The 26842-nt window shown below is 71.9% G+C and carries 23 protein-coding genes and 1 pseudogene; 11 read left to right on the forward strand and 13 right to left on the reverse strand.

Annotation, left to right across the window (positions count from 1 at the left end):
• Nucleotides 1–171 precede the first annotated feature (171 nt).
• Nucleotides 172–753: a rhodanese-like domain-containing protein gene (locus tag ACFQ8C_RS28555; protein WP_383462670.1), complete on the forward strand. Its 582-nt coding sequence runs from the start codon at nucleotides 172–174 to the stop codon at nucleotides 751–753.
• Nucleotides 750–1664 (forward strand): sulfite exporter TauE/SafE family protein, encoded by a 915-nt coding sequence (locus ACFQ8C_RS28560; RefSeq protein WP_383462673.1) that lies wholly within the window; start codon nucleotides 750–752, stop codon nucleotides 1662–1664. Before ACFQ8C_RS28555 ends, ACFQ8C_RS28560 begins: the two co-directional genes overlap by 4 nt.
• Nucleotides 1665–1759: 95 nt before the next feature.
• Here the strand turns inward: ACFQ8C_RS28560 and ACFQ8C_RS28565 are convergent, their stop codons facing one another.
• A complete protein-coding gene (locus ACFQ8C_RS28565; RefSeq protein ID WP_383462676.1) occupies nucleotides 1760–1993 on the reverse strand; it encodes a hypothetical protein in 234 nt (77 codons plus the stop codon).
• A gap of 299 nt (nucleotides 1994–2292) precedes the next feature.
• On the opposite strand from ACFQ8C_RS28565, the gene ACFQ8C_RS28570 reads away from it, so the two are divergent.
• Both ACFQ8C_RS28570 and ACFQ8C_RS28575 read left to right on the forward strand, forming a co-directional pair.
• Nucleotides 2293–2517, forward strand: coding sequence for a hypothetical protein (locus ACFQ8C_RS28570; RefSeq protein ID WP_383462679.1), 225 nt, complete (start codon nucleotides 2293–2295; stop codon nucleotides 2515–2517).
• Nucleotides 2510–3565 carry an RNA polymerase sigma factor gene (locus ACFQ8C_RS28575; protein WP_383462681.1) on the forward strand — a complete coding sequence of 352 codons (1056 nt, stop codon included), beginning with the start codon at nucleotides 2510–2512 and terminating at the stop codon, nucleotides 3563–3565. Before ACFQ8C_RS28570 ends, ACFQ8C_RS28575 begins: the two co-directional genes overlap by 8 nt.
• Before the next feature lie 41 nt (nucleotides 3566–3606).
• Here ACFQ8C_RS28575 and ACFQ8C_RS28580 read toward each other — a convergent pair whose 3' ends face one another.
• Complete coding sequence (locus tag ACFQ8C_RS28580) at nucleotides 3607–3792, reverse strand: hypothetical protein (RefSeq protein WP_383462684.1); 186 nt, start codon at nucleotides 3790–3792, stop codon at nucleotides 3607–3609.
• Nucleotides 3793–4182: 390 nt separating this feature from the next.
• Here ACFQ8C_RS28580 and ACFQ8C_RS28585 point away from each other — a divergent pair, with 390 nt between their 5' ends.
• Nucleotides 4183–6018: a serine/threonine-protein kinase gene (locus ACFQ8C_RS28585; protein ID WP_383462687.1), complete on the forward strand. Its 1836-nt coding sequence runs from the start codon at nucleotides 4183–4185 to the stop codon at nucleotides 6016–6018.
• 134 nt (nucleotides 6019–6152) lie between these two features.
• On the opposite strand, the gene ACFQ8C_RS28590 is transcribed toward ACFQ8C_RS28585, so the two are convergent.
• Both ACFQ8C_RS28590 and ACFQ8C_RS28595 read right to left on the reverse strand, forming a co-directional pair.
• Entirely contained in the window at nucleotides 6153–6572 is a 420-nt protein-coding gene (locus ACFQ8C_RS28590) for a hypothetical protein (protein WP_383462690.1), read from the reverse strand.
• Between the two features lie 192 nt (nucleotides 6573–6764).
• The gene (locus tag ACFQ8C_RS28595; RefSeq protein WP_383462692.1) at nucleotides 6765–7601 is read right to left on the reverse strand and encodes a restriction endonuclease; all 837 of its coding nucleotides are present in this window, start codon (nucleotides 7599–7601) and stop codon (nucleotides 6765–6767) included.
• A 261-nt stretch (nucleotides 7602–7862) separates the two neighbouring features.
• Between ACFQ8C_RS28595 and ACFQ8C_RS28600 the strand changes: the two genes are divergently transcribed.
• On the forward strand, nucleotides 7863–8009 hold the full coding sequence (locus ACFQ8C_RS28600) for a hypothetical protein (RefSeq protein ID WP_383462695.1): 147 nt from the start codon (nucleotides 7863–7865) through the stop codon (nucleotides 8007–8009).
• Between the two features lie 114 nt (nucleotides 8010–8123).
• Here the strand turns inward: ACFQ8C_RS28600 and ACFQ8C_RS28605 are convergent, their stop codons facing one another.
• From ACFQ8C_RS28605 to ACFQ8C_RS28620, 4 genes are all read right to left on the reverse strand, one after another.
• Nucleotides 8124–9632: a SulP family inorganic anion transporter gene (locus tag ACFQ8C_RS28605; protein WP_383462698.1), complete on the reverse strand. Its 1509-nt coding sequence runs from the start codon at nucleotides 9630–9632 to the stop codon at nucleotides 8124–8126.
• A 14-nt stretch (nucleotides 9633–9646) separates the two neighbouring features.
• Nucleotides 9647–9889: a hypothetical protein gene (locus ACFQ8C_RS28610; RefSeq protein ID WP_383462700.1), complete on the reverse strand. Its 243-nt coding sequence runs from the start codon at nucleotides 9887–9889 to the stop codon at nucleotides 9647–9649.
• Nucleotides 9890–9959: 70 nt separating this feature from the next.
• A complete protein-coding gene (locus tag ACFQ8C_RS28615; protein ID WP_383462702.1) occupies nucleotides 9960–10352 on the reverse strand; it encodes a hypothetical protein in 393 nt (130 codons plus the stop codon).
• Between the two features lie 292 nt (nucleotides 10353–10644).
• Nucleotides 10645–11127: a MarR family winged helix-turn-helix transcriptional regulator gene (locus ACFQ8C_RS28620; RefSeq protein WP_383462705.1), complete on the reverse strand. Its 483-nt coding sequence runs from the start codon at nucleotides 11125–11127 to the stop codon at nucleotides 10645–10647.
• An 81-nt stretch (nucleotides 11128–11208) separates the two neighbouring features.
• On the opposite strand from ACFQ8C_RS28620, the gene ACFQ8C_RS28625 reads away from it, so the two are divergent.
• The 3 genes from ACFQ8C_RS28625 (at nucleotide 11209) to ACFQ8C_RS28635 (ending at nucleotide 15318) form a co-directional block, all read left to right on the forward strand.
• Complete coding sequence (locus ACFQ8C_RS28625) at nucleotides 11209–13347, forward strand: MMPL family transporter (protein WP_383462708.1); 2139 nt, start codon at nucleotides 11209–11211, stop codon at nucleotides 13345–13347.
• Between the two features lie 486 nt (nucleotides 13348–13833).
• On the forward strand, nucleotides 13834–14535 hold the full coding sequence (locus tag ACFQ8C_RS28630) for a hypothetical protein (protein ID WP_383462710.1): 702 nt from the start codon (nucleotides 13834–13836) through the stop codon (nucleotides 14533–14535).
• A gap of 270 nt (nucleotides 14536–14805) precedes the next feature.
• Nucleotides 14806–15318: a hypothetical protein gene (locus ACFQ8C_RS28635; RefSeq protein ID WP_383462713.1), complete on the forward strand. Its 513-nt coding sequence runs from the start codon at nucleotides 14806–14808 to the stop codon at nucleotides 15316–15318.
• Nucleotides 15319–15478: 160 nt separating this feature from the next.
• Here the strand turns inward: ACFQ8C_RS28635 and ACFQ8C_RS28640 are convergent, their stop codons facing one another.
• Both ACFQ8C_RS28640 and ACFQ8C_RS28645 read right to left on the reverse strand, forming a co-directional pair.
• Complete coding sequence (locus ACFQ8C_RS28640) at nucleotides 15479–16459, reverse strand: SigB/SigF/SigG family RNA polymerase sigma factor (protein ID WP_383462716.1); 981 nt, start codon at nucleotides 16457–16459, stop codon at nucleotides 15479–15481.
• Nucleotides 16460–16729: 270 nt separating this feature from the next.
• Nucleotides 16730–17053 (reverse strand): STAS domain-containing protein, encoded by a 324-nt coding sequence (locus ACFQ8C_RS28645; protein WP_383462719.1) that lies wholly within the window; start codon nucleotides 17051–17053, stop codon nucleotides 16730–16732.
• A 307-nt stretch (nucleotides 17054–17360) separates the two neighbouring features.
• Here ACFQ8C_RS28645 and ACFQ8C_RS28650 point away from each other — a divergent pair, with 307 nt between their 5' ends.
• The gene (locus tag ACFQ8C_RS28650; protein ID WP_383462721.1) at nucleotides 17361–18419 is read left to right on the forward strand and encodes an aminoglycoside phosphotransferase family protein; all 1059 of its coding nucleotides are present in this window, start codon (nucleotides 17361–17363) and stop codon (nucleotides 18417–18419) included.
• A gap of 46 nt (nucleotides 18420–18465) precedes the next feature.
• On the opposite strand, the gene ACFQ8C_RS28655 is transcribed toward ACFQ8C_RS28650, so the two are convergent.
• Nucleotides 18466–18846, reverse strand: a complete 381-nt coding sequence (locus ACFQ8C_RS28655; protein ID WP_383462724.1) for a nuclear transport factor 2 family protein — start codon at nucleotides 18844–18846, stop codon at nucleotides 18466–18468.
• Nucleotides 18847–19062: 216 nt separating this feature from the next.
• Here ACFQ8C_RS28655 and ACFQ8C_RS28660 point away from each other — a divergent pair, with 216 nt between their 5' ends.
• Nucleotides 19063–20784 carry a PP2C family protein-serine/threonine phosphatase gene (locus ACFQ8C_RS28660; RefSeq protein ID WP_383462727.1) on the forward strand — a complete coding sequence of 574 codons (1722 nt, stop codon included), beginning with the start codon at nucleotides 19063–19065 and terminating at the stop codon, nucleotides 20782–20784.
• 66 nt (nucleotides 20785–20850) lie between these two features.
• Here the strand turns inward: ACFQ8C_RS28660 and ACFQ8C_RS28665 are convergent, their stop codons facing one another.
• Both ACFQ8C_RS28665 and ACFQ8C_RS28670 read right to left on the reverse strand, forming a co-directional pair.
• Nucleotides 20851–22248 carry an ABC transporter substrate-binding protein gene (locus tag ACFQ8C_RS28665; protein WP_383462729.1) on the reverse strand — a complete coding sequence of 466 codons (1398 nt, stop codon included), beginning with the start codon at nucleotides 22246–22248 and terminating at the stop codon, nucleotides 20851–20853.
• 226 nt (nucleotides 22249–22474) lie between these two features.
• A pseudogene (locus tag ACFQ8C_RS28670) lies at nucleotides 22475–26766 on the reverse strand (discoidin domain-containing protein).
• Nucleotides 26767–26842 lie beyond the last annotated feature (76 nt).

A 26842-nucleotide genomic window follows, 5' to 3' on the forward strand; every position in this document is an offset into this window, starting at 1 on the left:
GGGCCGCACTGCCCGCCCGCGACGGCTCCCCGTTTCCCGCTTCCCGTTTCCCGCGCGCCCGGGCCGCACTCGCCCGCCCGGGCCACCGCCACCGCCACCGCCACCGCCACGGCCACGGCCCATCGCCTTGCGCGTGTCCCCCGCCCCCGTACGCACCTTCAGGAGTCACCCATGAGTGCCGAGCGCACCGTCCAGTCGATCACCCCCGCGGTCCTGCACCGTCTCGTCCAGGAGGGCCGCGCCCCACGCCTGCTCGACGTCCGCACCCCCGGCGAGTTCCGCACCGCCCACATCCCCGGCTCGTACAACGTCCCCCTGCACACCCTGCGCGAGCACCGCGCGGAGCTTCGCTCGCACCTGGACGAGGAGGTCGTGCTCGTCTGCCGCTCCGGACAGCGCGCGAAGGAGGCCGAGCAGGCCCTCGCCCAGGCCGGCCTGCCCAACCTCCGCGTCCTGGACGGCGGCATGAACGCCTGGGAGGCGGTGAACGCACCCGTGAAGCGGGGCCCCCAGCGGTGGGACATGGAGCGCCAGGTCCGGCTCGTCGCCGGCTCCGTCGTCCTCGCCACCGGCCTCGTCGGCATCGTCGTCCCCGGCGTCCACCTCATCGGGACCGCCATCGGCGCCGGACTCACCTACGCCGCCCTGAGCAATTCCTGTGCCATGGGCGTGCTGCTCTCCAAGCTCCCCTACAACCGCGGCCCGCGCACCGACCTCCGCACCGTCATCGCGGAGCTGCGGAGCGCGTCATGACCGCCCTCATCGTCGCGGTCTCCCTCCTGATCGGCGTCAGCCTCGGCATCCTCGGCGGCGGCGGCTCCATCCTCACCGTCCCGATCCTGGTCTACCTCGCCGGGCAGGACACCAAGGAGGCCATCGCCACCTCCCTGCTGGTCGTCGGCATCACCAGCCTCGCGGCTCTGATCCCGCACGCCCGCGCCCACCGGGTCCGCTGGCGGACCGGTCTGCTCTTCGGCGCCTTCAGCATGGCCGGCGCCTACGCCGGCGGCCGCCTCGCCGAGTACATCCCCGGCACCGTCCTGCTCGTCGCGTTCGCCCTGATGATGCTGGCCACCGCCTTCGCCATGCTCCGCAAGCCCCGCGACGGGCGCGCACGCACCCGGCCCGCGCACGGGGACCTCCCCCTCAAGCACATCGCGGTCGAGGGCCTCGTCGTCGGCGCCGTCACCGGACTGGTCGGCTCCGGCGGCGGATTCCTCGTCGTCCCCGCCCTGGCCATCCTCGGCGGACTGCCGATGGGCATCGCGGTCGGCACCTCGCTGCTCGTCATCGCGATGAAGTCCTTCGCCGGGCTCGCCGGCCACCTCTCCGCCGTCTCCATCGACTGGGGCGTCGCCGCGACCGTGACCGTGGCGGCCGTGATCGGCAGCCTGATCGGCGCCCGCCTCGCGGGCCGGATCCCCCAGGACGCGCTGCGCAAGGCGTTCGGCTGGTTCGTCGTCGTCATGGGCGTCTTCGTCCTCGCCCAGCAACTGCCCCCCGCCGCCTGGACCCACCCGGCCACCTGGGCCGTCCTCGGATCCACGGGAACCCTCGCGCTCGCCGCCCGGATGCGATGGCGCTCAAGGAGCGTACGGAGCACACGAAGCGCACCGAGCACACGTCTGGAACCGGTACCCCGTGCCCACCAGGACGCGGCATAGAAGTGACGTGGCGTCGGATGCCGCGGGGGACACGTCCGGTCGGGGAGAAGGGAGCTCGTGGCCTTCTCCCCGACCGGACGTTCGAGCAGCGGCTCCTACCGGCGGCGCAGGGACCCGGGCCCACAGCGAGTGGACCAGTCCCCGACCGGCGACAGCCGCTCCCCACCGGCCCGCACGACGACGAGCCCGCCGTCTTCGAAAGCGACCCGGTCATCGGCGGCCAGGAAGAGCGGGCTCGCCAGCTCGAAGGCGTACCCGTCGTCCGTCTCGACGTCGTTGACCAGTACCGACCGTGAGACCGGCGTGGCTCCGTCAGCTACCAGGCGCATGCCGGAATGGTCCCACACGGCCCGAGATCACCCGGACGCCGTTCGGCGACCGACCAACGGCCGTCGTTCACGGTCAAGACGCCGCGGACGTCAGGTCCCCGCCTGTGAAGGGGGACGACGACGGCGCCTGCATGACACCTCCTCAAGATTCTTCCCCCCGCCCCGCCGACCCAGGTCGTCCCAGCGCCCCGTCCCTCGGAAACCGCGCTCCCGGTGTCATGCAAGCGGGGAACCCACCCCCCTTCTCCGGTGAACGACTCCCGCGGAACCGCCGCGCGAGCCCCACCGGAAGGAAGACAATGGAGCTCCTGCTCGCCGCGGTCCTGGTCGTCCTCGTCCCCGTGACGGACAAACTGATCAAGATCGCCCAGGACCGCAGCCGCACCCGGGGGGAGGCCGAGGTGATCCACGCACACGCCCTCGCCGACCTCGCCCGCGCCCACGGCGAAGCCGAGATCATCCGCGCCCAGGCGACCCTCCCCGCCGCACGCACGGCCCCGAAGAAGGGTGCGGGCCGTGCCTGACCCCGACGACACCCCCTTCGCCGACCGGCTCCTCGGCGTCCACCACGAGAAGGAGAAGACGCTCCTGCGCCTCGCCCGGCGCGAACTCCGCTCCGAGAGCCTGCCCTCCTCCCGCACGGAGGCCGAGGACATCGTCCAGGACGCCCTCGTCACCCTCCTCGTCAACAGCGAGAAGAGGGAGATCGGCGACCTCTACGGCTACCTGTGCGCCGTCATCCGCAACCGGGTCAGGGACGTCAGCCGCCGCAGGGCGGCCGAGCCGATCGACACCACGTCCTCGACCTCCGAAGGCCACAAGGCCCTGTGGGTATCCGACCTCGAAGAGGACACCGACGCCGTCCTCGACGCCGAACGCGCCCTCGGGAAGCTCTCCGCACAGCAACGCCGGCTCATCCTGCTCAGCGAAGGCTGGAACTACACCCACGCCGAGATCGCCCGGATCACCGGCGTGCACCGGGGAACCGTCGCCACGCACATCCGACGGGCGAAGGCGGCACTCGCCGCGTCCCTCGTCGCCGTCATCGCGGCCTTCATCGGCTGGGCCCCGGAGATCACCGCGCGACTCCAGTGGATCGACGCCGCTTCCGAACGCTGGCTCGAAGCCCTCTCACCCGAATCCCCCACCCTCGCCGTCAGCGTCGCGTCCGTCTCGCTCGGTGTGGTCTACCGGTACTTCCGGAACCGGCCGGTGAGCCCGGAACTCGCGCGCGCCACCCAGGTGCTCCACGCCATGATCGAGGCGTCCCCCGAACTGTCGGACGGCCGGGACCTGCCCACGCCTTCCGACTACGCCGCCCACCTGGGCGTCCCCGAGGAGTGGATCACCCTGGAGACGCTCAGGACCGGACGCCTCTCCGCCTCCGTCGGCACCAGGATCCTCGTGAACTGCGCGTTCGACACGCAGACGGTCAACGCCGTCATCGCCCGCCGCGGAGAGAACGAGATCGTCTCCGGAACCCGCACGTACCTCCCCCCGCGCCGGCACTCGGGCCCACCGGATCCCGGAGGGGGCTACCTACCCGGCGGCGGCATCGAAGCACCGCTGTAGCCGCCCCCGTCACGGGCCCGTCGTGTGTGCGGCCGGGCCGGTCAGTCCAGCACCAGGTCGCCGAACACCACGACGTAGGTCTGCTCGATCTCGACCTCGAACCCGTCGTCGGCGGGCTGGTGGACGCCGGCCGGCGCGGCGGGGTGGGCGGAGGCCGTGGCGGCGCCTCCCAGAAGGGCGAGCGAGGCGACCAGGATCGTTGCGGCAGCGCGAGGCAGTGCGGACATGGGTGTCGTGCCCTTCTCTCGTGGATGTGTCTCCGCAAACCTCGTGCATCTCCGTCGGCGAAGCCACTTCCTGTGGGCCACCTGGAGGTCTCCTCGACCCCATGGGTGGAAAGGGACCTCATGAGCGGAAGGGTTCGACGGACTGCGGGCCGCGGAACGCGGGAGAGTGGCCGCGTGGTCGGCAGTGACTTCTGGACAGACCCGAGCATGTGCCGATGGACGTCTGCCAGGCCCAGGGGCAGGGCAGGGCAGAGCAGAGCAGCGTCACTCGATGGGCACGCCCCGCGCAGGGGAACCCTCCTCGACGGGAAACGCGTTTCACGGGAAGGACCAGGGGGGATTCGGTCGGGGCTCGCATCGGATGCGTGCTCGGGGTTCGGGGGGTGTGCCGTGCAAGCAGGGGAACAGCTGGCGGGCAGGTACGAGTTGGTCGAGTCGATCGGCCGGGGTGGGATGGGCGAGGTCTGGAAGGCCCGCGACCTGGAGGCGCGTCGGCCCGTCGCGGTGAAGCTGATGCTTTCGGAAGGCGGGGACGACGAAGCCGTGGCCCGGTTCCGCCGCGAGGCCACCATCGGCAGTCGGGTACGCCACCCGGGATTCGTCACCGTCTACGACACGGGGCAGGACGCCGGACGGCTGTACATCGTCATGGAGTTGCTGGAAGGCTCGGACCTGAGCGCCGCGCTTGCCGCGATGCCCACAGGGCTTCCGCTGGACGAGGTCGTGGACCTTGCCCTGCAGAGCGCCGAGGTGCTCGCCGCGGCGCATGAACACGGCGTCGTCCACCGGGATCTCAAGCCCGCGAACCTCTTCCGTCAGCACGACGGCCGCGTGAGGATCTGCGACTTCGGAATCGCCCGCACCGCTGATTCCACCAGCGGCCTGACCGTGACCGGACGCCCGTTCGGCACCCCGGCGTACATGGCCCCCGAGCAGTGGCGCGGCGACCACGTCGACTTCCGGTGCGACCTGTACGCGCTCGGCTGCGTGTTGTACGCGTTGCTCGTCGGCGCCCCGCCCTTCGGCGGGGACTACTTCGTCCTGATGCGCCGGCACTCCGAGGAGACTCCTCCCCCGCTGCACAGCCTGCGGCCCGACCTGCCGTTCGAACTGGTCCGGCTGGTGGCCGCGCTGCTGGAGAAGAACCCCGCGCGCCGGCCCCGGTCGGCGCGTGACGTGGCCGCCGTGCTGACCCGGGTACGGGACCTGCCCGGCGGGGTACTGCCCGTGGCCCGTGGGGGCGGTGGACACATCGTCGAGGGACCGGTGGTGGCCTGGCTGCTGGCACGGCTCAGGACCTCGACCGACTGCTTCGGACTCGCCCAGGCGGCCGAGCTCGCGGCCCTGGTGAGCCCCGCACTCGCGCTGGAACTGGTCGAGGCGGCCGAGGCGCGCCTGTGGGACGACCTCTCCCGGCCAGACTGGTTCATGATGAGCCTCAGCCAGTTGACCACGTGCTGGCAGGTCCTGGCGCCACGACGCGTCGCCGGCCTGCTGGCGGCCGCGGAGCACCACCTCGGCCACGATGACGCGGCCATGTCCCAGCTGGTGGGACAACTGGCGGGGACCGACCCCGCACGCGCCGTCACGGTCGCCCGACGCCTGCCCGCCGGCAAGCACGCGGACCGCGCATGGCGCTCCCTGAGCATGCACGCCCGCGACCCGGCCGTGGCCCTCTCCTCCCTCGATCGCATCGCGGACCCTCGCGTCCGCGGCCAAGTGCTCGGCCATGCGGCCGAAATCGCGTCGGACACGGATGTGGACGGGGCGATGCGGATCCTCTCGCGCATCGAGATCCGGGGGGTGTTCATCGAGTCACTCGCCCGTGTGGCCGAGCGCCGGGCCGTCCGGCACCGCGATCACATCGGCGCGCGGAACCTCATGCGTCGGGTCCACGAGGAACTCTCCGCCTATCTCGCCGCCCACGACCCCTCGGAAGACTTCGACGCCGCCGTCCTGCCCTCCATCCTCAGGTCGATCGAGGTCCGGATCGAGGTCGGCGGGAACCGGTCCCGCGGCCCGCGCCGACCCCCCGTCGACGGGACGACGGTGCGCAGACGTGGATCCGCGATCCCTGACGGCCCCGACGGCCACCACCGTCTGCTCGAACTGGCACGTGAGTACGTCGGTTCCTCGTCGCCTCCTCCGCTCGGCACCGAACTGCTCGACCTCGTGAGCCCGCGCGCGCCCGTACCCCCCGAGCCTGAAGATGCCGTGAGTCCCTGAGCCATCCGGCGTGGCCCCGGCACCGGAGGCCGGCGAAACCGCACGCCAACGCCTCCACCGCGGCTACGGACGCGAGGCCGAGCACTTCCTCGCCTTCGTCGGCGTCGCGGCGCTCCTGATCGGGTCCCGCCACCTCACCCGCCGGATCGGACCGAGAAACCGACGAGCCGAGGGCGAGCGTCCTCACGTCCGGAGGTCAGCACCTTCGCCAGCACGTCGCGCATCTCGTCGACACTCTCGGGCGGCACGTCCAGCACCGCCTCGATCCTGGCGTCCTCCAGCTCCAGATCGTCCAGACAGCCGGGGTCCAGCTCCACCGTGAGCAGGGTGTCCGTCAGAGTGGCCTCGCGGACACAGCCATAGGCCGTGGACTGGTCCGGAGTCATCACGCGGTACGTGTCGAGTCCCAGCGAGACGTCCTGTGCGGACGGCGCACCGACAGCGCTCGTGAACAGCAGGAATAACCCCTCGTCCTCCTCCGCCACGCCGGCCTGCATCTCGCCGTCCACATCGGCCTCGGCCGCGACCGAAGAGGCCGTGAACCTGTATGTCATATGCCGGTTCTACCAGGAACCCGGCACAGCCCGCTCTCCCGCCCCGGACCCATCGCCACCGGCTGGTCCCGTGCACCACGGCCGCCTCGCCCGCGCCGGGGAAACCCACCCGCGCCCCTTCCGAAGCACACGCCTCCCCGACAGCGCCGGCGAGATCCCGACCGTCCTCGTGTCCGCGGACTCGGAGCGCGATCAGGATCGGCAGCGCGTCGCAGGGCCCGTCGTCCAGGGGGCCGGGGTCGTCGACGCGGTCCAGGTCGCCAGCTCCGTGCCGTCGACGCAGACGATGCCGCAGGAGGCCGCGTACGCGAGCGCCGGGTCCGTGAAGGAGCTGGTGGTGACCAGGACGGCCACGTCGGCCTCGTGGACGGCGTAGCAGGTGCCCCCGAAGCGCTGGAGGTCCGGGGAACCCACCCGGTGGTCCTCCGCGTACTGCTTGCACTGCAGGACCACGCGCGTTCCGTCGGGGGTCGTCGCTATCACGTCCGCGCCGAGGTCACCCGCGCCGCCGACCACCTCGACGGGGGAACAGCCGTCGCGTGCGCACAGCGCGGCGACCGTGTGCTCGAAGCCGTCCGGGTCGACGGCCAGGTGGTCCAGCGCCTCGGAGTCGACGGCGGGCGGGGCTGCGGGAGCGGGTTCGGCGCCGGGCGGTGCCGTGCCCGGGGCGGCGGTGTCCGGGGGCGCGGCGACGGGGGCGACGACGGTCCCGGCCACGGGTTCGCCGATCTCCGGGAGGGGGATCGTGGGCTCCGTGCCGCCGGGGGCGCCCCGGGCGGCACGCGCCCGGCCGCGCACCGCGGCGGTCCTGCCCCACCGGGCCAGCAGCGCTCCGACGCCGAGCAGCAGGACGAGGGCCGCGAGGACGGCGGGGAGGTACGAGCCGGTCGCCCGGGCCGTCCTGACCGTCAGCCCCGCGCCTCCGGCCAGAACGCACACGAGCCCCACGACGAGCGCGAGGTCCCGCAGCGGGCGCGCGGGGCCTTCCCCTCGCGCCGCTCCCCTGCCGCCGTCACCGACCGTCGCCATGTGGCCCTCCTTCGTCCGGATCCGTTCTCCGCCGGCCCGTCCCTCCCCTGACGAGGACTCATCTCACCCCGTCCGCGCCGCCGAAACGCGGGCGGTTCGCGTCGGGCGTGTGATGATCGACGTCGCGGAGGCATGTGTGTGTGGGGGGGGGACGCTGGTCTCGTCGGCTCAGCGGCGCGACCGGGGACGTCCGCCGTGAGGGCCGGGAACCGCATCGGTCCCCGCCGAGTCATCTCGTCTATGGCACAGGGTGGGAACACGATGGGTGAGGAGTCGGGATGGGTGGAGCTGCTCCTGGGGTTCGTCCTCGCGATGGGCATCCCCACCGTCATCGTCGGGGCGGTGATCTACTCGCTCGTGGGACTGACCCTGTGGGTGACGGCACCGGAGCGTCGGTGGAGGCGCTGATGCGGCGCCGACGGCCAAGGACTTCGCGGGTTCCCGGGCCGTAGGCGCCCCGCCCCGGCACGTACCCGGGGCGCGGCCGACGGGGGCAGCGGCCCGGGCACGTGCACCTCACGTCTACCTCTGTGGTCCGCTCGCCGAGCCCGCGCCGGCGTCCTCGTGGCGGTGGGGAGCCGTGGCGGAGCGGACCGCCCCGACGTCGGCGCCGGTGTGACGCTCGGCCCACGCCTCCAGCGCCGCCCGGCAGGCGTGGTCGAGATAGTGGACCCCGGAGAGGTCCAGCACCACCCGGCGGTCGCTGGGCAGGGCTTCCAGGGTGTCGAGTATCTGGGGCAGCCTCAGGAAGGTGACGGTTCCCTGCAACCGTACGAGGACGGCGCCGTGCCCGTCGTCGACGTGCTCGACCCGCAGGTGCGAGGCGTCCCAGGCGGCCTTCACGACCGACAGCGCGACGCCGATCAGGACACCCTCGAACATGCCGACGGTGACGATCGCCGTCGCCGTCGCGACGAGGACGAGGGCTTCGCCCCGGTTACGGGTCCAGAGCCTGCGGACGCCGGTGAAGGGGATGAGCTTCCACCCGGCGTGGACGAGGATGCCCGCCAGCGCGGCGAGCGGGATGTACGCGAGGACGGCGGGCAGCAGGGCGACGAAGAGCAGCAGCCAGACGCCGTGGAGGACCCGGGACGCCTTCGTCCGGGCGCCCGCCTCGACGTTGGCCGCGCTGCGCACGATGACCGCGGTGAGGGGCAGGGCGCCCAGCAGGCCGCACAGGGTGTTGCCCGCGCCCTGGGCGACGAGTTCCCTGTCGTAGTCCGTGCGGGGTCCCGAGTGGAGCCGGTCGACCGCCGCCGCGCTGAACAGCGACTCGGCGGAGGCGATCAGGGCGAACGCGAGGACCGTGCCGAGGAGGGCCGGGTCGGCGAGGGACGAGAGGGCGTCGGCTCCCGGGAGGCGGACGGCCTCCAGTACGCCGCTCACCCGCACGGTCTCCACGGGGAGGTCGAGGACGGCGGTGGCGAGGGCGGCCAGCAGGACCGCCACCAGGGCGCCCGGCACCGCCCTGGCCCGGCTCGGCAGCCGCCGCCAGCCGACGATGACGAGGACGGTGCCGGCTCCGACGGCCAGCGACACGAGGGCCGTACGGCTGCCCAGGGCCTCGGCCAGGGCTCCCGGCAGGGCGGTGAACTTGTCGGTGCCCGAGGCCGGGGCGGGGATGTTCGCGGCGGCGTAGATCTGGCCCGCGATGATGACCAGGCCGATGCCCGCGAGCATCCCCTCGACGACGGACAGCGAGATCGCACGGAACCAACGGCCCCATCGGAGAAGGCCCATGACGATCTGCAGCACGCCGGCCGCCAGCACGACGACTCCGAGCCCGGGGAGGCCGAAGGCGCGGACCGCCTCGAAGACGAGCACGGTGAGCCCGGCGGCCGGACCGGAGACCTGGAGACTGCTGCCGCGCATCAGGCCTGTGACGATGCCGCCGACGACGCCGGTGATGAGGCCCAGTTCCGCGGGGACTCCCGAGGCGACGGCGACGCCGAGGCAGAGCGGGAGGGCGACGAGGAAGACGACGAGCGAGGCCGCGACGTCCTGACGCAGGTCGGGGAGGGAACGCGGCATTCGGGCGCCCCTCCTCACAGCGCCTCGAAGGAGACGGCCCCGGAGCGGGTCTCCAGGGCGGCACCCGAGGCCGCCTCGTACGGGTCGCGCAGACGAAGTCGGCTGTCCGCCGGGGTGCGTTCGACGTGCGGACCGGGGTCCGGGCCGAGCGGCCGGGCAGGACGGGACGGAGCGGTCGGGGGACGGCCCTCGGCGTGCGGGGCCGACTCCGTGCGGAAGTGTGCGAATCGACGGGCACCGTCGATGGGGGGCTGCATGAATGATTCCTCCTGGCGCGCTGTGGGGGCGCGTCGGGCTGACAGGTCGGCGCGGGCTGGTGCCCGCCTGTCAGCAGAGGAAGACCTGGAGGACGGGGGCGTCGTGGCCGCCGTGGCGTCTCGGCCGGCTGTCCGGGCCGCCGGTGCGGCCGGTCGCCGGGACCGGAAGGGGGTGGGTGCGGGCGACGGACGACGGGGGACCGAGAGGCCGGGCGGCCGCGGTGACGGCCCGTCGCCGATCGTGACGGACGGCGGGGCCCCGGGGGGCGTCGGCCTCGCCGCCCGCAGCGTGAGCGGCCTCGTACCCGGCGCCGGGAACGGCGTTCTGGACGCCGGACTGCTGGAGCTGCGAGGGGGCCGCGGGCGACGTCGGCGGTACGCAGGTGGTCCAGACGAGGGCGAGCACCAGAAGGAGGAGCGCGCGCACGGTCATCGTCGTGCGGACGGACGACATCGCGAGCATTCCCTCCTCCGGTCACACCATCGTCAGGAGTGGTCAAGGCAGGCCCAAGTACGAGTCAACGAAGAGTAATGCGCCTCCCTGGGCGGGCATCGGCAAAACGTCTCCGCATGAAGGTTTTCGAATGGAATCAGCCTGATGTTGACGAGAACGGCCTAGCCCACGGGCCCGGACCGCCTCGCTCCGGCCCGCCCGGCCCGCCCGGCGCGCCGCCGGGCGGCCCGTGCCGTCGGCGCGACCGGTCGCGGACGGGTCCGGTCGCGGACGGGTCCGGTCGCGGACGGGTCCGATCGCCTCAGGCCTTGTGGTGCGCGGCGAGTTCGGTGTTGAGCGTGCGCAGGAAGGCGGCGATCGTGTCGAGTTCGGCCGGGGTGAACCGGCTGCGCGCGTTCTCGGTGGCCCGCGCCAGCGGGCTGAAGTACTCGCGCGCCAGGGCGCGGGCTTCGGAGTTGTAGACGATGTGGACGACCCTGCGGTCCGCGCTGTCGCGCACACGACTGATGTGCCCCGAGCGTTCCAGCCGGTCGAGGCACGCCGTGACGGCGCCGGACGTCAGACGCAGCTCCTCCCTCAGGCGCGTGGGAGTGACGGGCTCGTCCGTGCCGGCGGAGGAATCCATGATGACGGAGAGCGCGTGGATGTCCGTCGCGTGCAGCCCGCTCTCGTGAGCGAAGTCCAGAGTGCTCCGGTTCAGCTCGCGGTTGAGCGTGCGCAGCAGGACCGCGTACGCGAACAGGTCGCTGGACTGGTCGGCGGCGTCTGGTGAAGGTGACTGCATAGGTCAAGCATAGTATTACTCAATCATTGAGATACATTATCTTTGAGATACCTTTACTGGCCTGCCCCCGTTAGGGAGTCGATGAACAGCGCCCGCCGACCAGTCCGCTGGCTGGTCCCCCTCGTCCTCGTGGTTGTCTGGCTCGGCCTCGGAGGAGCCTTCGGCTCCTACGCGGGCAAGCTGGGCGAGGTCTCCACGAACGACCAGGCGGCCTTCCTGCCCCAGAACGCCGAGTCCACCAAGGTGATCGCGGAGCAGAAGGCCTTCAACCAACAGGAAACCCTCCCCGCCGTCGTCGTCTGGACCGCGCTCGAAGGCGGCGACGTCTCGGAAGCGCAGCAGAAGGCGGCCACCGCCGCTCTGCGCTCGCTCGCGAACACCGAAGGCGTCGACGGGGCGCCCTCGCCCGCCTTCCGCTCCGAGGACGGGAAGGCCCTGCAGGGCGTCGTGCCCCTCTCGCCCGACCTGGGCGATCGACTCGGCGAGGTCCTGGAGGAGGTCGAGGACGCGGCCGCCGAGGTGCCGGACACGCGGGCCCAGCTTGCCGGGCCCGCGGCGACCCAGGGGGATCTGGGAGAGGCGTTCGCGGGGATCGACGGGCTTCTGCTCGGCGTGGCGCTGGCCGCCGTCCTGCTGATCCTGCTGCTCGTCTACCGCAGTGTCCTGCTCCCCTTCCTGATCATCATCAGCGCCGTCTTCGCGCTCGGAGTCGCCGGCGCGATCGTCTACGTACTCGCCGACAACGACGTCGTGCGCGTCGACGGCCAGGTGCAGGGCATCCTGTCGATCCTGGTGATCGGCGCGGCCACCGACTACGCGCTCCTCCTCACGGCGCGCTTCCGCGAGGAGATCGCCGGCGGAAGCGACCGCTCCACCGCCGCGTGGGCCGCCACCCGGGGATCCTTCGGCGCCATCACCGCCAGCGCCGCGACCGTCGCCCTCGGACTCCTGGCCCTGCTGCTCAGCGATCTGACCAACAACAGGGCTCTCGGACCGGTCGGCGCGATCGGCGTGGTCTGCGCCGTCCTGACGACGCTCACGTTCCTCCCCGCCGTCCTCGCCCTGATGGGCAAGGCCGCGTTCTGGCCGGCCAAGCCGAAGTCGGCCGACGCCGAGGCCGGCGGTCACGGCATCTGGCGGCGCGTCGCCCACTGGGTCGACACCCGCCCCCGACAGCTGTGGATCATCACCACCGGCTTCCTGCTAGTCGGCGCGGCGTTCTTCCCCGCCCTGCAGTCGAAGGGCGTCCCCCTGGACGAACTGTTCGTCAACGACGCCCCGTCCGTCGCCGCCCAGCAGACGCTGGGCCGGCACTTCCCCGGCGGCTCCGGCCAGCCCGCGGTCATCATCACCGAAGCCGCGAACCGGGCCGCGGTGCGGGAGGCGGCGGCCGCGACCCCCGGAGTGGCCGAGGTACAGGTGACCACCGGCACCCCCGGCGGGGAGCCGCTCGTCGTCGACGGCAGAGTCCGCATGGACGCCACTCTGGCCGACGCCCCCGACAGCGACGCGGCCAAGCGGACCGTCCGCGAGCTGCGTGAGCGAGTCCACGCCATCGACGCGGACACCCTGGTGGGCGGCTACACGGCGCAGCAGTACGACACGCAGCGCACCGCGGAACACGACAAGAACCTGATCATTCCCGTCGTCCTGGCCATCATCCTCGTCATCCTGATCCTCCTCCTCCGATCCCTGCTCCTGCCCGTCCTCCTGGTCGCGACCGTCGGTCTGAACTACCTGGCGACGCTCGGCATCGCGGGACTGGTCTTCGAGCACGGCTTCGGCTTCTCCGGAACGGACGCCTCCGTACCCCTGTACGGATTCGTCTTCCTCGTGGCCCTCGGAGTCGACTACAACATCTTCCTCATGTCCCGCGTCCGCGAGGAGACCCTGCGGCTGGGTACCCGACAGGGCATGCTGCGCGGGCTCATCGCCACCGGCGGCGTGATCACGTCGGCGGGAGTGGTCCTCGCGGCGACGTTCGCGGCCCTCATCGTCATTCCGCTCGCCTTCCTGGCACAGATCGCCTTCATCGTCGCCTTCGGCGTGCTCCTCGACACGATCGTGGTGCGGTCGCTCCTGGTCCCTGCCCTGGTACGCGACATCGGCCCGAAGGTCTGGTGGCCGAGCCGGCTCGCACACGAGGCCCCCGGCAAGGACGCGGACCCGGCCGACGCCGGTGCCGAGACCGCCGCCGAGGACACGAACGTCACCGGCTAGAACCCCCCACCACCCGCCGCGCCACCACGTGCTCGACCTGGTGGACCGTGGCCCCACCGGAAGGCCGGCGGTACGGGCGCCCAGCGTCGCGTACCGCCGGCCTTCCGTGTGTCCTTACGCCCTTACGCCCTTACGCCCGCAGGACGGCATCGGCTGACAGCCTCACGCTCGTGGCCACGGAAACCGGGGCGGGAAACCGGGGCGGGAGAGCTGTTGCCCCAGCGCGGCTGGCGGACGGCGTTCACGGTCACCGAAACGGTGACCAGGTGGGCCACCCTGACAGGCGCCATCGAACTCGTGGGAGTACGGGACGACTCCTTTCCCTGGCAAGCGCGTTACGGGGCACGGCCTGGCCGCCGGGTGACGACCACGCCACTCGCCCTGTCGCGGCACCGCCCCGGGGCCGTCCCCACCGGCGCGGGGACCAGCCGGTCGACCGTCAGGAATGGGTTCCTCCAACGAGTCGGCCTCGGAGAGAATGCCCGCATGGTGATGGCACGGCACTGGTACTCCTCGTCGCCCGTCGTGGACGGGCTCCCGCTCCTGGACGAGCCGGGATTCTGGCCCGCTTACCTGGCGGACCTGGCCGTGGGGTTCCCGCCGGATGCCTTCGGGTCGGACGCGGGGGACGCGGGCGCGATGCTGGACGCGCTCCAGGACCCGTCGGCGTGGCCCGTGTTCACGGTGCAGCTGACCGGCGGCTTCGCGATCGTCGCGCACGTCAACAACGGCGAGGAGTTCACCACCACCGACTACTTCCTCACGCATCCCGACTGGAGCCGGGACCTCGTCCTGGCCGGCGACGACCAGGACCGCATCGGCCCCGGGCTGTGCTGGCCCGAACTCGCCGCCCAGCTGGAGGCACCACCCGGTGCGGCGGGCGTCACCGACCCGCACGCCCGCCTCCTCCTTCTGCTGCCCGTCCTCGGCGACGCGGCGGCTCCGGAGGAGGCCGTGACGGCGGTGGTCGAGGCCCTGGTCGCCCAGGGCGCGCCCGCGGCGAGCCACGCATTGGCCGGGCGCCTGCTTCAGGGGCACCCCATGTGGGGCGCCGAGGAGTGGTGGTTCGACGAGGACGAACAGTGCTGGCTCTGCGAAGGCGAGCACAGCCCCCGCAAGACCCCCCTCGGCGACCACCTGCCCCCGCACCAGCGAGCCGCCCTCGAAGCCTGCCTCACTCCCCGCTGACCGACTCGATCAGCACCGGCACCGGCCTCGGCGGCCGAGGCCGTCTCCACCGATGCCGGCCAGGGCCGCTGGTTCATCCCCGCACGCGCGGGGAGCACACGGGCATGTTCGACACACCCGGCGTCCAGCAGGGACCACCCCCAAAGGACGTTGTCCTTCCCTGTTTCGGCGGCTGCGCGGACCTGAGGACGCCATGATCTCTCTCGCTCGCCGATCACTTCGGCGGAACAGCGATCACCGAACCCTCGAACGTCCGATGGAGACCGAACCATGAGCACCTCGCCGTCCGCAGACGACCTCTGGCGGCCGTTCGTCGAAGCCAAACGGGAAACGCACCGTCGCCAAGCCGAGTTCTACCAGCACGCTCAGGACAGGACCGAGGTGCTCAGGGCCGCGCTGGCCACGGAAGCGGGGGCCTGGAACCAGGGAGCCGTCCTCGACTTCCTCGCGGCGCTCCCCGACGACGCTCCGGCTCTCCTGCCGGAGCTCGTGGGCTGGTCCACGTCTCCTCAATGGGCCCTCGCCGCCCGACACGTCATCGACCGCGTCCCGCGCGATCGGCTGCTGCCCGCGCTCGAACCACTCGTCCTGGACCGACTCGACTCCGCCGACGGTGACGACTACCAGCGCTTCGCCGAGCTCCTCGTCCATGTCGGGGCATGGGAGCTGCTCGGCCGACTCGTCACCCGTGCGCTGACCACCGACGACCCCCACATCCTCGACATCGCCGACGACCTCACGGAGTCGTACGGGCCGATGTGGCTCCCCCGGCAGGACCCGTGACGTCTCGCGCCCCGTCGCAAGTGACGCGCGGCCGTCCGGACGGCCGCGTTCCGGGCGTCGGCGGGAACGTGGTCGTCCGCACTCCGCACCACGTCCCGCCAACGGCCGGATGCGCTGGTGTACGGCTGTCGGCCGCGGCTCCGTGCGGGTTCGCCTGGTGTCAGTGGTGGGTCCCGGTGTCCGCGTCGTCGGTCAGGAGGCCCGTCCTGAGGTCGTCGAGGATGCGGGCGAGCAGGCGGGAGACGTGCATCTGGGAGAGGCCGACGCGGCGGCCGATCTCCGCCTGGGTGAGGTCCTGGCCGAAGCGCAGGGAGAGGATCTCGCGGTCGCGGTCGCCGAGGCGGGCGATGAGCGGCTGGAGCGATGCGAAGTCCTCGATCAGCTCGTAGGCGTTCTCGGTGACGGCGGTGAGGCGGCCCGTGGCCTTGGTGTGGTCGGTGCCGCCGTCCTCGCCCTTGGGCGGGGTGTCGAGGGAGTCGGCGGTGTAGGCGTTGGCGGCCAGTTCGGCCTGGGTGATCTCGGCCTCGGTCACGTCGAGTCGTTCGGCGAGTTCCGTCCGGGTGGGCCGGCACCCCGTCCTCTGTTCGATTTCGTCCTGGGTCCTGGCGAGGACGAGGCGCAGTTCCTGCATGCGGCGCGGCACGTGGACGGTCCAGGAGGTGTCGCGGAAGAAGCGCTTCATCTCGCCGACGACGGTAGGGAGGGCGAAGGTGGAGAAGTCGACGCCGCGGGTGGGGTCGAAGCGGTTGATCGCCTTGATCAGCCCGATCGTCCCGACCTGGAGGATGTCGTCCCTCGGTTCGGGGCGGCCGCGGAACCTGCGGGCGGCGAACTTCACCAGGCTCAGGTTGAGCTCGACCAGGGTGTTGCGGACGTAGGAGTACTCCGGCGTGCCCTCGTCCAGATCGCGGAGCCGCGCGAACAGCGATACGGACAGGTCGCGGGCGGCATCGGTCGGCACCTCGGTCGGGCGTTCCACCTCGGGGAGACTGCCGAGCGCCTTGTGGCGGAGGGCCGCTCCCTGCGGCGGTGGTTCGCTGCCGGTGACGGCGGTGACCGCGGTGGCGGCGGCCGTGGCAGCGGCGGTGACGGCTGGGGTGGTGGCGATGGTGGCTGTGGTGGCGGTTCGGCCGGTGTTCATGGCACTCCTTCCGCGGTTCCGGCCACCGAGGTCGGTGACGTCCGTCAGCGGGTGGAAGTAACGCGCAAGAGCCTTCCCGGGTCAGGGAGCGAGGTCAGGCCGGCGGCCTGGAAGACGCTTTCCAGGCCGGCCGCCGGGGCGGAACGCAGGCCCGGGACGTCCGCGGCGGCGCGGCTGTCGGGATCGGCCGCGTGGGCCGCGGCGAGTGCGCCGTCCGCGGGAAATCCGGCGTCGGCGGGCAGCGGCTCGACCTGGCCGAGGGGGCGCGGTTCATGACGTCTCCCGGGTGGGTACGGCCGTGAAGCCGAGGAGATCACCGGTGCGGGTCAGCTCGAACAGGCGGGTCACCTGCGCGCTTGCCGCGGTGATCGACAGCCGGCTCCCTCGGTGTTCGGCGGCGAGCCGGATCCGCAGGAGCGTGTTGAGGCCGGTGGAGTCACAGAAGGTCACCGCGGACATGTCCAGGGTGAGCGGTGCGCCGGCCTCGCGGCCGGACAGGATCCGCGCCAGGACCGTTTCCAGGTACTCGGCGCCGTCCATGTCGATCTCCCCGCCGAGCCGGACGGTCCCGCCCTCTCCGACTGCCACGTGCATGCGTTCCGCTCCCGGAGGAGTGGAGGGGAACTGGAGGGACTGCGGCGCGGGAAGGGGAGTCATGCCTGCTCCTGGGGCGGAAGGTCTCGATTCGAGTCTCCACCTACCGGCTAAATACGTCAATAGTTACATGAAAAGTACATCGCATGATCAAGGTGCATTTCTGGCAATTCCTCCGCATGGGGCGGAACAGGGCCGCCCGGAGGCGAGCCCGTCGCTCGCGCTCGCCCGGCCCGCGCACGACCGCGGCTACGCCCGCGCAGCGCTGTGGCCAGGCGCGTGTGCGGCTGCGGCTACGCTCATCGGCATGTCGCACCGCGTTCCGTTCCATGAGGCGCTGCTCTCCGCCGTGGGCGTGCCCGAGCAGGCCGAACTCCTGGACAGCAGCCCGCGGTCACGGGTGTGGCGGGTGCGACTGGCCGACCGGCGGCTGGTGGTCGTCAAGCAGATCACCGACGACGGGGACGCGAGCGCCGACGCGGACACGCGCTTCGCGCGGAAGGTCGCCGGGCTGCGCCTGGCGGGGCGGGCCTCCGGGCCCGCCGTCGCCCCGGCGGTGTTCGCCGTCGACGCGCCCTCGCGGGTGATGGTCCTCGAGCACCTGGACGACCTCGGCAGGACGGACGACTGGATGCCGGGGTACGCCGAATCGCTGGCCCGGCTGCACGCCCTGACCGGGCCCGCCGACGCGGGCGCGGTACCGGTCTGGTCCGGGCCCACGGCCGCCGACGCGGAGTCCTTCCTCGCCCTGGCCAGGGCGCTCGACGTGCCGGTCCCGCCCACGGTCCCGGACGAACTCGCGGGCCTCCTGGACCGGTTGGACCCCACCGCGCACCATGCGCTGCTGCACGGCGACCCCTGCCCCGGCAATGACCTGCGCACCGGCGACGGCGTCCGTTTCGTCGACTTCGAGCAGGCCTCGCTCGGCAACGGCCTGACCGAACTCGCCTACTTCCGCATCGGCTTCCCCACCTGCTGGTGCGCCCTGTCGGTCACCGCGACCCCGCTCGCGGAAGTCGAGGACGTCTACCGGTCCACCTGGCGCGGCGTCACCGGCGAGGACCTGCCGGGCGACCTCGCCGACGCGTGCGCGGGCTGGCTGATCCGGGGCGACGCGCTCGTGGAGCGGGCCCACCGCGGGACGGCCGACCAACTCGCCCGGGTGCCCGCCGAGGACTTCGCGTGGGGCCACGCGTCCGCCCGCGAGCGGCTCGTCCACCGTCTGAACGTGGTCGCCGACATGACCCGCGACCACGATCACCTGCACGCCCTCGGCCGTCTCGGTTCCGCCCTGGCCGACCGCCTGCTCGTCCGCTGGCCGGCGCTACGGCCCTTGCCCCGGCATGACGCCCGCCCCTGGTACTGACCCGGCCTTCCACCCGCGCGGCGGGTCCGGGGGGCCTTCGCGTGCGTCAGAACATGGTGTTGTCGTTCTCGGAGGCGGGTGGGACGACCTGGAGGACGTCCCAGTGTTCGACGATCTTCCCGTCGGCGTCGAAGCGGAAGATGTCGATGCCGGCGTACTCCTCGTCGGGCCAGGTCTGGTGGCAGTGCAGGATGACGTGGTCGCCGTCGGCGAAGGCCCGCTTGTACTCGACGCGCTTGCCCGGGTACTCGGCCGCCATGCGCTCGAAGTAGTCGACGAACGCCTGCTTGCCGTCGCCGACGTGGGGGTTGTGCTGGATGTAGGTGGCCCCGACGTACCGGTCGACGGCCTCGGCGGGGCGGCACTGGTTGAACATCAGGTCGTAGAACGCTTCGGCCGTGGCCTTGTTCTTCTCCGGGTCGGTCATGGGGCCACCGTAGGTCCGGCGGCCGGGCGCGGCACGGTGGGCGCGTCGAGCAGGTGGCCGGTGCCAGGACGTGGTCGGCACCCGTGTGGGTCTCGTCCGGCTCGTCCGGTTCGTCCGCATGATGGCGCCGCGGGCGGGCAGGGGCCCGGGAGAGTCGGTGGCGGCGGGTCCGGGCCACCGGCCCCGAGGGACGCCCACCGGCCCCGGGAGGCGATCATGGGCTTTCCGCTGCCCGACACCGTCGAAGAGCTCAAGACCCTCATAGGGGACGAGATCTCCAGCCTGAGGTCAGCGGTCCGCCGCACCGCGGAAGGGCCCGTCACCCCCGCCCCGGGAGCGGAGGTCACCACTCCCGTCCGGACGCTCGCCCCCGGGCCGACGCTGCCGGCTCGTGACACGTCGGGGGCGAACTGCCTCTGCAGCGTCCACGACCCCGACGCCACCGGCACCTGCTCCGTCCTCGACGCGATTCCCGCCTCCGCCGTCCTGCTGGAGCCGGTCCACGACGAGACGGGGGCGGTCCTGGACTTCCGCATCGTCGCAGGCAACAGGATCCGCTCCGCCGAGTGGCTGGAGGCGCCGGACCGGCAGGTCGGGCAGCGGTTCCTGGAGGCCCGGCCGGGCGCGGCCTCCAGCGGGCTCCTCGCGGGGCTCTCGGACGTGGTCGCGGGCGGCGGGCCGCTGGAGAGCCGGGTGGTCGACTACACCGAGCAGCGTCTGGGCCGGCTCCACCGTGCCCCGCTCCTCTACTCCGCCGCGCGCTGCGGCGAGCAGGTCCTCGCCACCTGGCGGCCGGTGCAGAGCCAGACCGAGCTCCTGACGATCGACGCCCAGTTCCTCGCCTCCCTCGGCTGGGGCAACTGGGACCTGCTGTCGGGCAGGGTGACCTGGTCGGAGGGGCTGAGCCGGATCTTCCACGCCGAGATCCGGATGCCCTGGACGCTGGACCAGCTCTGCGACGCGCTGCTGCCGGGCGACCTCACCGCGTTCTCCGAGTTCCTCACCTCCGTCCTGGCCGGGGAGGAACCCGCCTGGACCCGCATCCGTTTCCTCGTCCTCGGCGAGGTCCGTACGCTCGACCTCCTCGGGCGGCCGGTCGCCGGTACCGACGGACGGCCGTGGGCGGTGAACCTCGTGGCCCGCGACCTCACCCCGCAGATGCGCAGCCGCCGCAGGCTCGCCGAGACGGAGCGCGAGTCCGACCGGCTGCGGCGCCAGGCGCAGGCCGAGCGACGGGTGGCGGACGCCCTGCGCGAGGCGCTGCTGCCGACCCACTCCGAGGCCCTCGCCGCGGTCGGGCTGGCCGTGGCGGCCTCGTACCGGCCCGCCGAAGCGGACGCGGCCGTCGGAGGGGACTGGTACAAGTGCAGGCTCCTGCCCGACGGCAGGGTCCTCGTCGCCATCGGCGACGCCGCGGGCCACGGCCTGGACGCGGTGGCCCGCATGTCGCAGCAGCGTCACGCCCTGGCCGGCCTCGCCCAGACCGGCGCCTCCGCCGGCGAGATCACGACCTGGCTCAACGAGCTCCTCTGCAGCGACCCCGCGGAACAGACCGCCACCGTCGTCACCGGCCACATCGACGAGGCCCGCAACCTCCGCTGGGCCGACGCGGGCCACCCCGCCCCCCTCCTCCTGCGCGACGGGGAAGCCGCTCCCCTGCTCACCGACGACCGCGGCCCGCTGCTCGGGGCCCTTCCGGGATACGCGTACGAGACCACGACGACGCCGTTGCGGCAGGGGGACCTCCTGCTCCTCTACACCGACGGCATGGTCGAGCGCCGGGGAGAGGACGTCACCAAGGGCATCGACCGCCTCGCCGGCCTCGCCACCCGCTTCGCGGACTCGACGCCCCAGGACCTCGTCGACAAGATCCTCGCCGACCCGGAACAGGCCGGCCTCGAGGACGACGCCTGCATGCTCGCCGTCCGTCTCGGCTGACGTCCCGCCCGGACGGCGCGCGCCCGGACGACGTGGGCGGTCTCCTCGCGCCTCGCCGTGGTACCGCTACTGATCGGCCAGGATCCGGTCGACCCGCGTCTCGGCGGTCGAGAGGAGCTCGTCGATGTCGGCGTCCTCGTCGGTGAGGATGCCGGACATCACGTCGTCGAGGACCTCGTAGACCTCCTGCGCCTTCGGCGGCTCGGCCTTGCCGGGGACCGGGCTGTCCATGAAGGCCTTGAAGTTGGCGACCGGCATGGTGGCGTTCTCCACGCGGGAGGCGTCGTCCTCGGTCTTCGAACCGCCCATCCAGAAGTTGGGCTGGGGGACGCCGACCGGCAGGCCGTCGGCCCTGGTGCGGGCCCAGTCGAACTGGCCCTTGCCGACGGTGGCGAACTTGAAGGTGAGCCAGGCGACGGCCGCCTTGATCTTGTCGGGCGAGATGCCCTTCTTGATCATGTAGTTGTTGCCGCCCGCGAGGGTGTTCTTGCCGCCGGGGATCGGACCCATCCCGAAGTTCTCGTACTTCGCGCCCAGCTGCTGCACCATGTACGCGATGTCGTCCGGCGCGGCGAGGAACATGCCGAGCTTGTCGGTGGCGATCTGCTTCTGCAGGTCGCCCCACTTGAGCAGCTGGGTCTTGCCCATGCTGTCGTCCTCCCAGCGCATGGCGTGGAGGTTCTTCGCGACCTGCTTGCCCAGCTCGTTGTTGAACGCCGCCTTCGTGCCGCCGGCGTCGACGATGTCACCGCCGAGGCTGTACATCTGGGCGGTGAAGTGCCAGCCCCCGGTGTTGCCCGCGGAGTACTCACCGAAACCGGAGACGCCCTCGCCCAGAGCCGCGATCTTCTTCGCGGCGGCCCGGACCTCGTCCCAGGTGCGCGGCGGGGCGTCGGGGTCCAGGCCGGCGTCCTTGAAGAGCTTGCGGTTGATCAGCAGGCCCATCGTGTAGTTGCTGGTGGGCAGGCCGTAGAGCCGGCCCTTGTGTCTCAGGGAGTCCAGGACGTCCGGGTTGATGTCCTTCAGGAGCGGTACCGACCACGGGTGCACGTACGCGCTGATGTCGGCGGCGCCGTCCTCCGCGAGGACCTGCGGCAGGTCGGTGAAGTAGGTGTAGAAGACGTCCGGCTGCGACGTGGCCTTCAGCATCGCGGTGAACCGCGGCGGCTCCAGACACTGCCCCGGAGTGGAACGCCCCTCGATCGTCACGTTCGGGTACGTCTTGTTGAACTCGGCGACGTCCTCCTTCCACTCCTTCAGCTCGGCCGCCTTCGCCGCCGGCGGCATGCAGTCGATCGTGATCGACACCTTCGTCTCCGGGTCCAGCAGGGTGGTCGGGTCGGAGTCGCCGTTGCCCTGCGAAGCGCCGCCGTCGTGGTCACCGGTGCCGCAGGCGGTCAGTGCGAACGCGAGGAGCGTGGCCGCGGAGGCGCGGCGACCGCGGCGGAACAGGGCACTTCTCACTGTGTGGTCCCCTTCGGGCGAACGCGTGAGGTTCACCCTCACGGTGGATGATGAGCGGGGAGAGGCCGGCGACGGCTCGGGCGCGGTACTCCTGGAGAGCCGCGGGGAACGTCGTGCCGGGCTCACCGCCGACGATCGTCCCGGCCTGCCGCGCGGGCGAACGGACGGGGCCGCCGCCCCCGCTGGATGCGGGGGCGCCGGCCTCTCGTCGCGGGGCAGGGCCCGGTCAGCAGGGGTTGATGTTGATCTTGAAGCCGGTGGTGTTCCGGATGTTCTCGGCGTTGTCCTGCATGCGCAGGCAGTTGAAGGTCACCTCGCCGACGGCGGGGCCCTGGCCGGGCTCGGGCATCTCGTTGGCCCAGATGCCGATGCCGGACCTGGCGTCCCAGGCGTCGCCGCTCCGCTTCGCGCCCGTGATGGAGATGTCGGTGAAGACGGTGTCCTTCACCGGGTTCTCCGGCTGCGAACCGGTGTGTACTTGGTCTGGAACATGATGCCGCTGTAGGTGGGGTCGACGATGTCGACGTGGCTCACCCGGATCCCCTGGAAGACCTTCGAGGCGGAGAAGATCCAGATGCCGGGGAAGGACTGGTTGCCCCAGAAGTGGCCGCCCGCCCGGACGATCGAGATGTTCTCGAAGTTCGTCGGGACGGTCCCGAAGCCGTTCATCGGGTAGCCGAAGTCCAGCGACGAGATGGTGATGCCGGAGTAGACGAGGGTGTCGGCGATGTGGATGTTGCGGAAGGTGTTGTTGTAGCCGCCGTAGACGGCCACGCCGGCGGCCCGCCAGGTGAGCGTGGTGGTGAGGTTCTCGTAGACGTTGTTCTTCATGTCCGCGCCGCCGGCGTCGATCGCCGAGAAGAGCGCGAAGCTGTCGTCGCCGGTGGCCCGGGCGTCGTTGTTGGACACCAGGTTGTCCGTCGAGCCGTTGGTCATGTTGATGCCGTCGGCGAACATGTTCCGGATCCGGGAGTTCTTGATCGTCACCCGGTCGGTGTTGGCGCCCCAGTACAGGCACACCATGTGCTCGTTCCAGATGTCGTCGATGACGACATCCGCGACGTTCGCGAAGTCGAAGACCTTGCCCGGGCCGTCGATGCGGGTGACGTAGTTGCCGAAGTAGGCGAAGCCCTTGAAGAGCGAGCCGTTCGCCGTGGCCTCGGCGCGGAAGCCGATGTCGGTGTTGTCCTGTGTGGTGGGCGCGTGGAACTTCGTGTACCACGGTCCGGCGCCGACGACCTTGACGGCCTTGCCGTACACCTGGAACTTGCTCGACGTCTGGTAGTCGCCCGGCGGCAGGTAGACGCCGACGAGCTTGCCGGTCGTGTCCATGCGGACCTTGTCGAGCGCGTTCTGCACGTCCTGGTGTGTGAAGCCGGCCGGCACCGTGTAGGTGGCCGGGTCCGGGTTCGCGACCGGGGCGACCTGCTCCAGGTTCACGAAGTCGATCGCGTAGTGCGCGGCCGAGTTCGCGGAGTCCTTCTGGAGCTTGATCTTGCTGCCGGCGGGGATGGTCTCCCCGAACATCAGGTTCGCCTCGTCGTAGATGTGGCGCGGGGCGCCGGAGCCCGGGTCGTTGCCGGGGCCGGCCTCGGCACCGTACAGCCAGGCGTACTTCGAGGTGAGCGGCAGCGCCTTCTTGAACACGCCGTCGACGTAGACGTTCAGGGTGGTGTTGATGCCGCCGCCGCCCGGGGCGTCCGGGATCGAGAAGCGGGTGACCAGGGTGTTGGTCGCGGCACGGGTCGTGAACTCGACGTACTCGCCGGTCGCGTCCAGGGTGACGGCCTTGCGGCCGGACGCCTCGCCCGCGACGTCGCCGATGGTGCGGTTGGGGCCGACGACGGCGGCTCCGCCGCCGGCGGTGCCGTCCTCCGCCTCGTACATCGTGTACGGCATGTTCGCGCCGCGTCCGACGAACAGCGGCTGCGTCTGGGTGTTGTTCCCGCGCTTGACCGGGAGCTCGTTCGCGTCGTCGGCGAGGACGGTCCGGACGGTGTACGAGCCGTTCACGGCGGTCCACGTGCCGAGGCTCACCTCGGCCGTGGCCCCGGCCGCCAGCGCTCCGGCGTGGGCCCCGGTCAGCGACTTGACGACGCCGCCCTGCGCGTTGACCAGCTCCAGCGTGACGCCGTGGCTGCCGGCCGTGCTCGGCTCGGTGCCCTGGTTCCTGACCGCGACCTTGAACGTGACGGCGTCGCCGGCGCTCGGGCTCGACGGGACGGTCGTCACCGAGGTGGCGACGAGGTCCGCGCTCGCGACCGGCTTGACCACGAGGGCGGTGGACCGGGTGTGGGCGTTGTTGGTCTCGTTCTGCTCCAGGACCTCGTTCGCCTCGTCGGCGACCGCGCTCAGCTCGTACGAGCCCGCGGCGCGCACGCCGATGGAGACGGGGACGGTGGCCTGCTCGCCGGGGGCCAGCGCCGGGGCCTGCCCGGTCGCGACCTTGGTGCCGCCGAGGCGGACGGCAACCTTGCTCGCCGCCGCGGGCGCGGAGCCGTCGTTGCGGACGACCGCCGAGACGGTGATCTCGTCGTCCTCCTCGGGCGTGGCGGGCGTGGTGGACAGTCCGGTGACGGTCAGGTCCGGGTTGGGCGCGGGCACGCCCACGACCTGGAACTCGGCGATCTGGCCGCCGGGCGCGCCGGTGTTGGCGGTGAACTTCAGCTGGACGTCCACGAGCCGCGCGGTCAGCGGGATCGTGACCGTGTTGCCGCTCGCCGGGTCGAAGGAGTAGCTCTTGGCCGCGACCTTGCTGGTGAAGCCGGTGGCGCTCTGCTCGCGGCCGAGGACCTCCAGGGTCTGGGTGCGGGCCTGCCAGGCCTGGGCCGGGTCGAGCTTCAGCACGAGCCGGTCGACGTCGGCGTTGGCGCCGAGCTTGACGGTGAGGGTCTGCGGGTAGGCGCCGCCCCCGCCCTCCCAGTAGGTGGCGGTGCTGTTGTCGTTGGCGTTGGCCGCGGCGAAGTTCCCCGTCGCCGAGGACGCCTCGATCGCCTTGCCGACGGCGAGGTTGGAGCCGGTGCCGCCGGTGCCGTTGCGGGTGACGCTGTTGGAGGCGACGGAGGTGTTGCCCGCCGCGTCCTTGGCCACCACGTGGTAGGCGACCGTGGCGCTCGCCGGCTGGGTGTCGGTGTAGGTGGTGACGTTGCCCGCGACGCTGCCGCGCAGGACGTTGTTGGCGTACACGTCGTACGCCGTGACGCCCCGGTTGTCGGTGGCGGCCGTCCAGGTGAGCTTGACCTGGCCGCTCGCGGGTTCGGTGAGGCCCAGGTTCGCGGGGGCGGTGGGGGCCTGGGTGTCCCCGCCGTCGCCCACGCGGGTGACGGTGTTGCTGTCCCCGGACTGGTTGCCGGCCGCGTCCTTGGCCCGTACCCGGTACGAGACGGTCTGGTCGGCCGGACGGTTGTCGGTGAAGGTCGTGACGTCGCCCGCGACGGTGGTCAGCAGGACGTTGTTGGCGTAGACGTCGTACGCGGTGACGCCCGTGTTGTCGGTCGAGGCGTTCCAGGTGAGCCTGACCTGGCCGGTGGCGGGCTGGGTGTAGGCCAGGTTCGCGGGGGCGGTGGGGGCCTGGGTGTCGCCGGTGGCCGGGCCGTAGATCTCCAGTTCGGATATCTGGGCGGCGGGCTGCGCGGTGTTGGCGGTCACCAGGACGCGCACGTAGCGGGTGGTGGTGGAGTCCAGGGTGATCGTCGCGGTGTTGTCGTTGCCCGCGTCGAACGCGTACGCCCGGGAGGCCGACAGGTCGGTGAAGTCGGTGCCGTTCGTACTGCCCTGGATCTTCAGGGTCTGGCTGCGGGCGCCCCAGCCGGCGGGCAGCTTGAGGACGACCCGGTTGACGGCGACGGAGGCGCCGAGGTCGGCCTGGAGCCACTGCGGCAGCGCGTTGTTGCCGCTCTCCCAGTAGCTGGCCCGGTTAGCGTCATTGGCGTTGGGCGCGCCGTACACCTCGGTGTGGCTGCTGGCGGTGAGGGTCTTGCCCGCGGCGAGGTTCGCGGAGGAGCCCTCGGCGGCGTGCACCTCCAGCTCGGAGAGCTGGGCGGCCTGCCAGCCGGTGTTGGCGGTGACATTGACCCGGACGAAGCGGGCCTGGGTCGCCGGGAAGGCGACGGTGACCGTGTTGGCCGAGCCGGGGCTGAAGGTGTAGGTGGCGGAGGCCTTCAGGGTGGAGAAGCTGGTGCCGTCCGCGCTGCCCTGGACGGACAGGGTCTGGTTCCGGGCCTCCCAGCCGGCGGGCAGCTTCAGCACCACCTCGTCGACACGCGTGGCGGTGCCGAGGTCGGCCTGCACCCACTGGGGCAGGGAGGTGCCGGCGCTCTCCCAGTACGTGCCCTGGTTTCCGTCGGTGATGCTGCCGGCGGAGTAGCCGGACTGCGCGCTGCTGGAGGAGGCGGCGTCGCCGAGCGCGATGTTGGGTCCGCCGGCCGCGTGGGCGGCCATCAGGGGACCGCCCAGGGCCAGCAGGCTCGTCGCGATCGCGGCGCTCAGGCACCGTGATCGCCAGGTGGGGGTTCTCATCGTTCCTCGCTTCGTGGAGGGGGGTGGGGGTGGGGGCGGCCCGCCCCCCGGCCCGGGGGCCCCCCCCCCCCCCCCC

Source organism: Streptomyces sp. NPDC056503 (genome assembly GCF_042794995.1).
Taxonomy (GTDB): domain Bacteria; phylum Actinomycetota; class Actinomycetes; order Streptomycetales; family Streptomycetaceae; genus Streptomyces.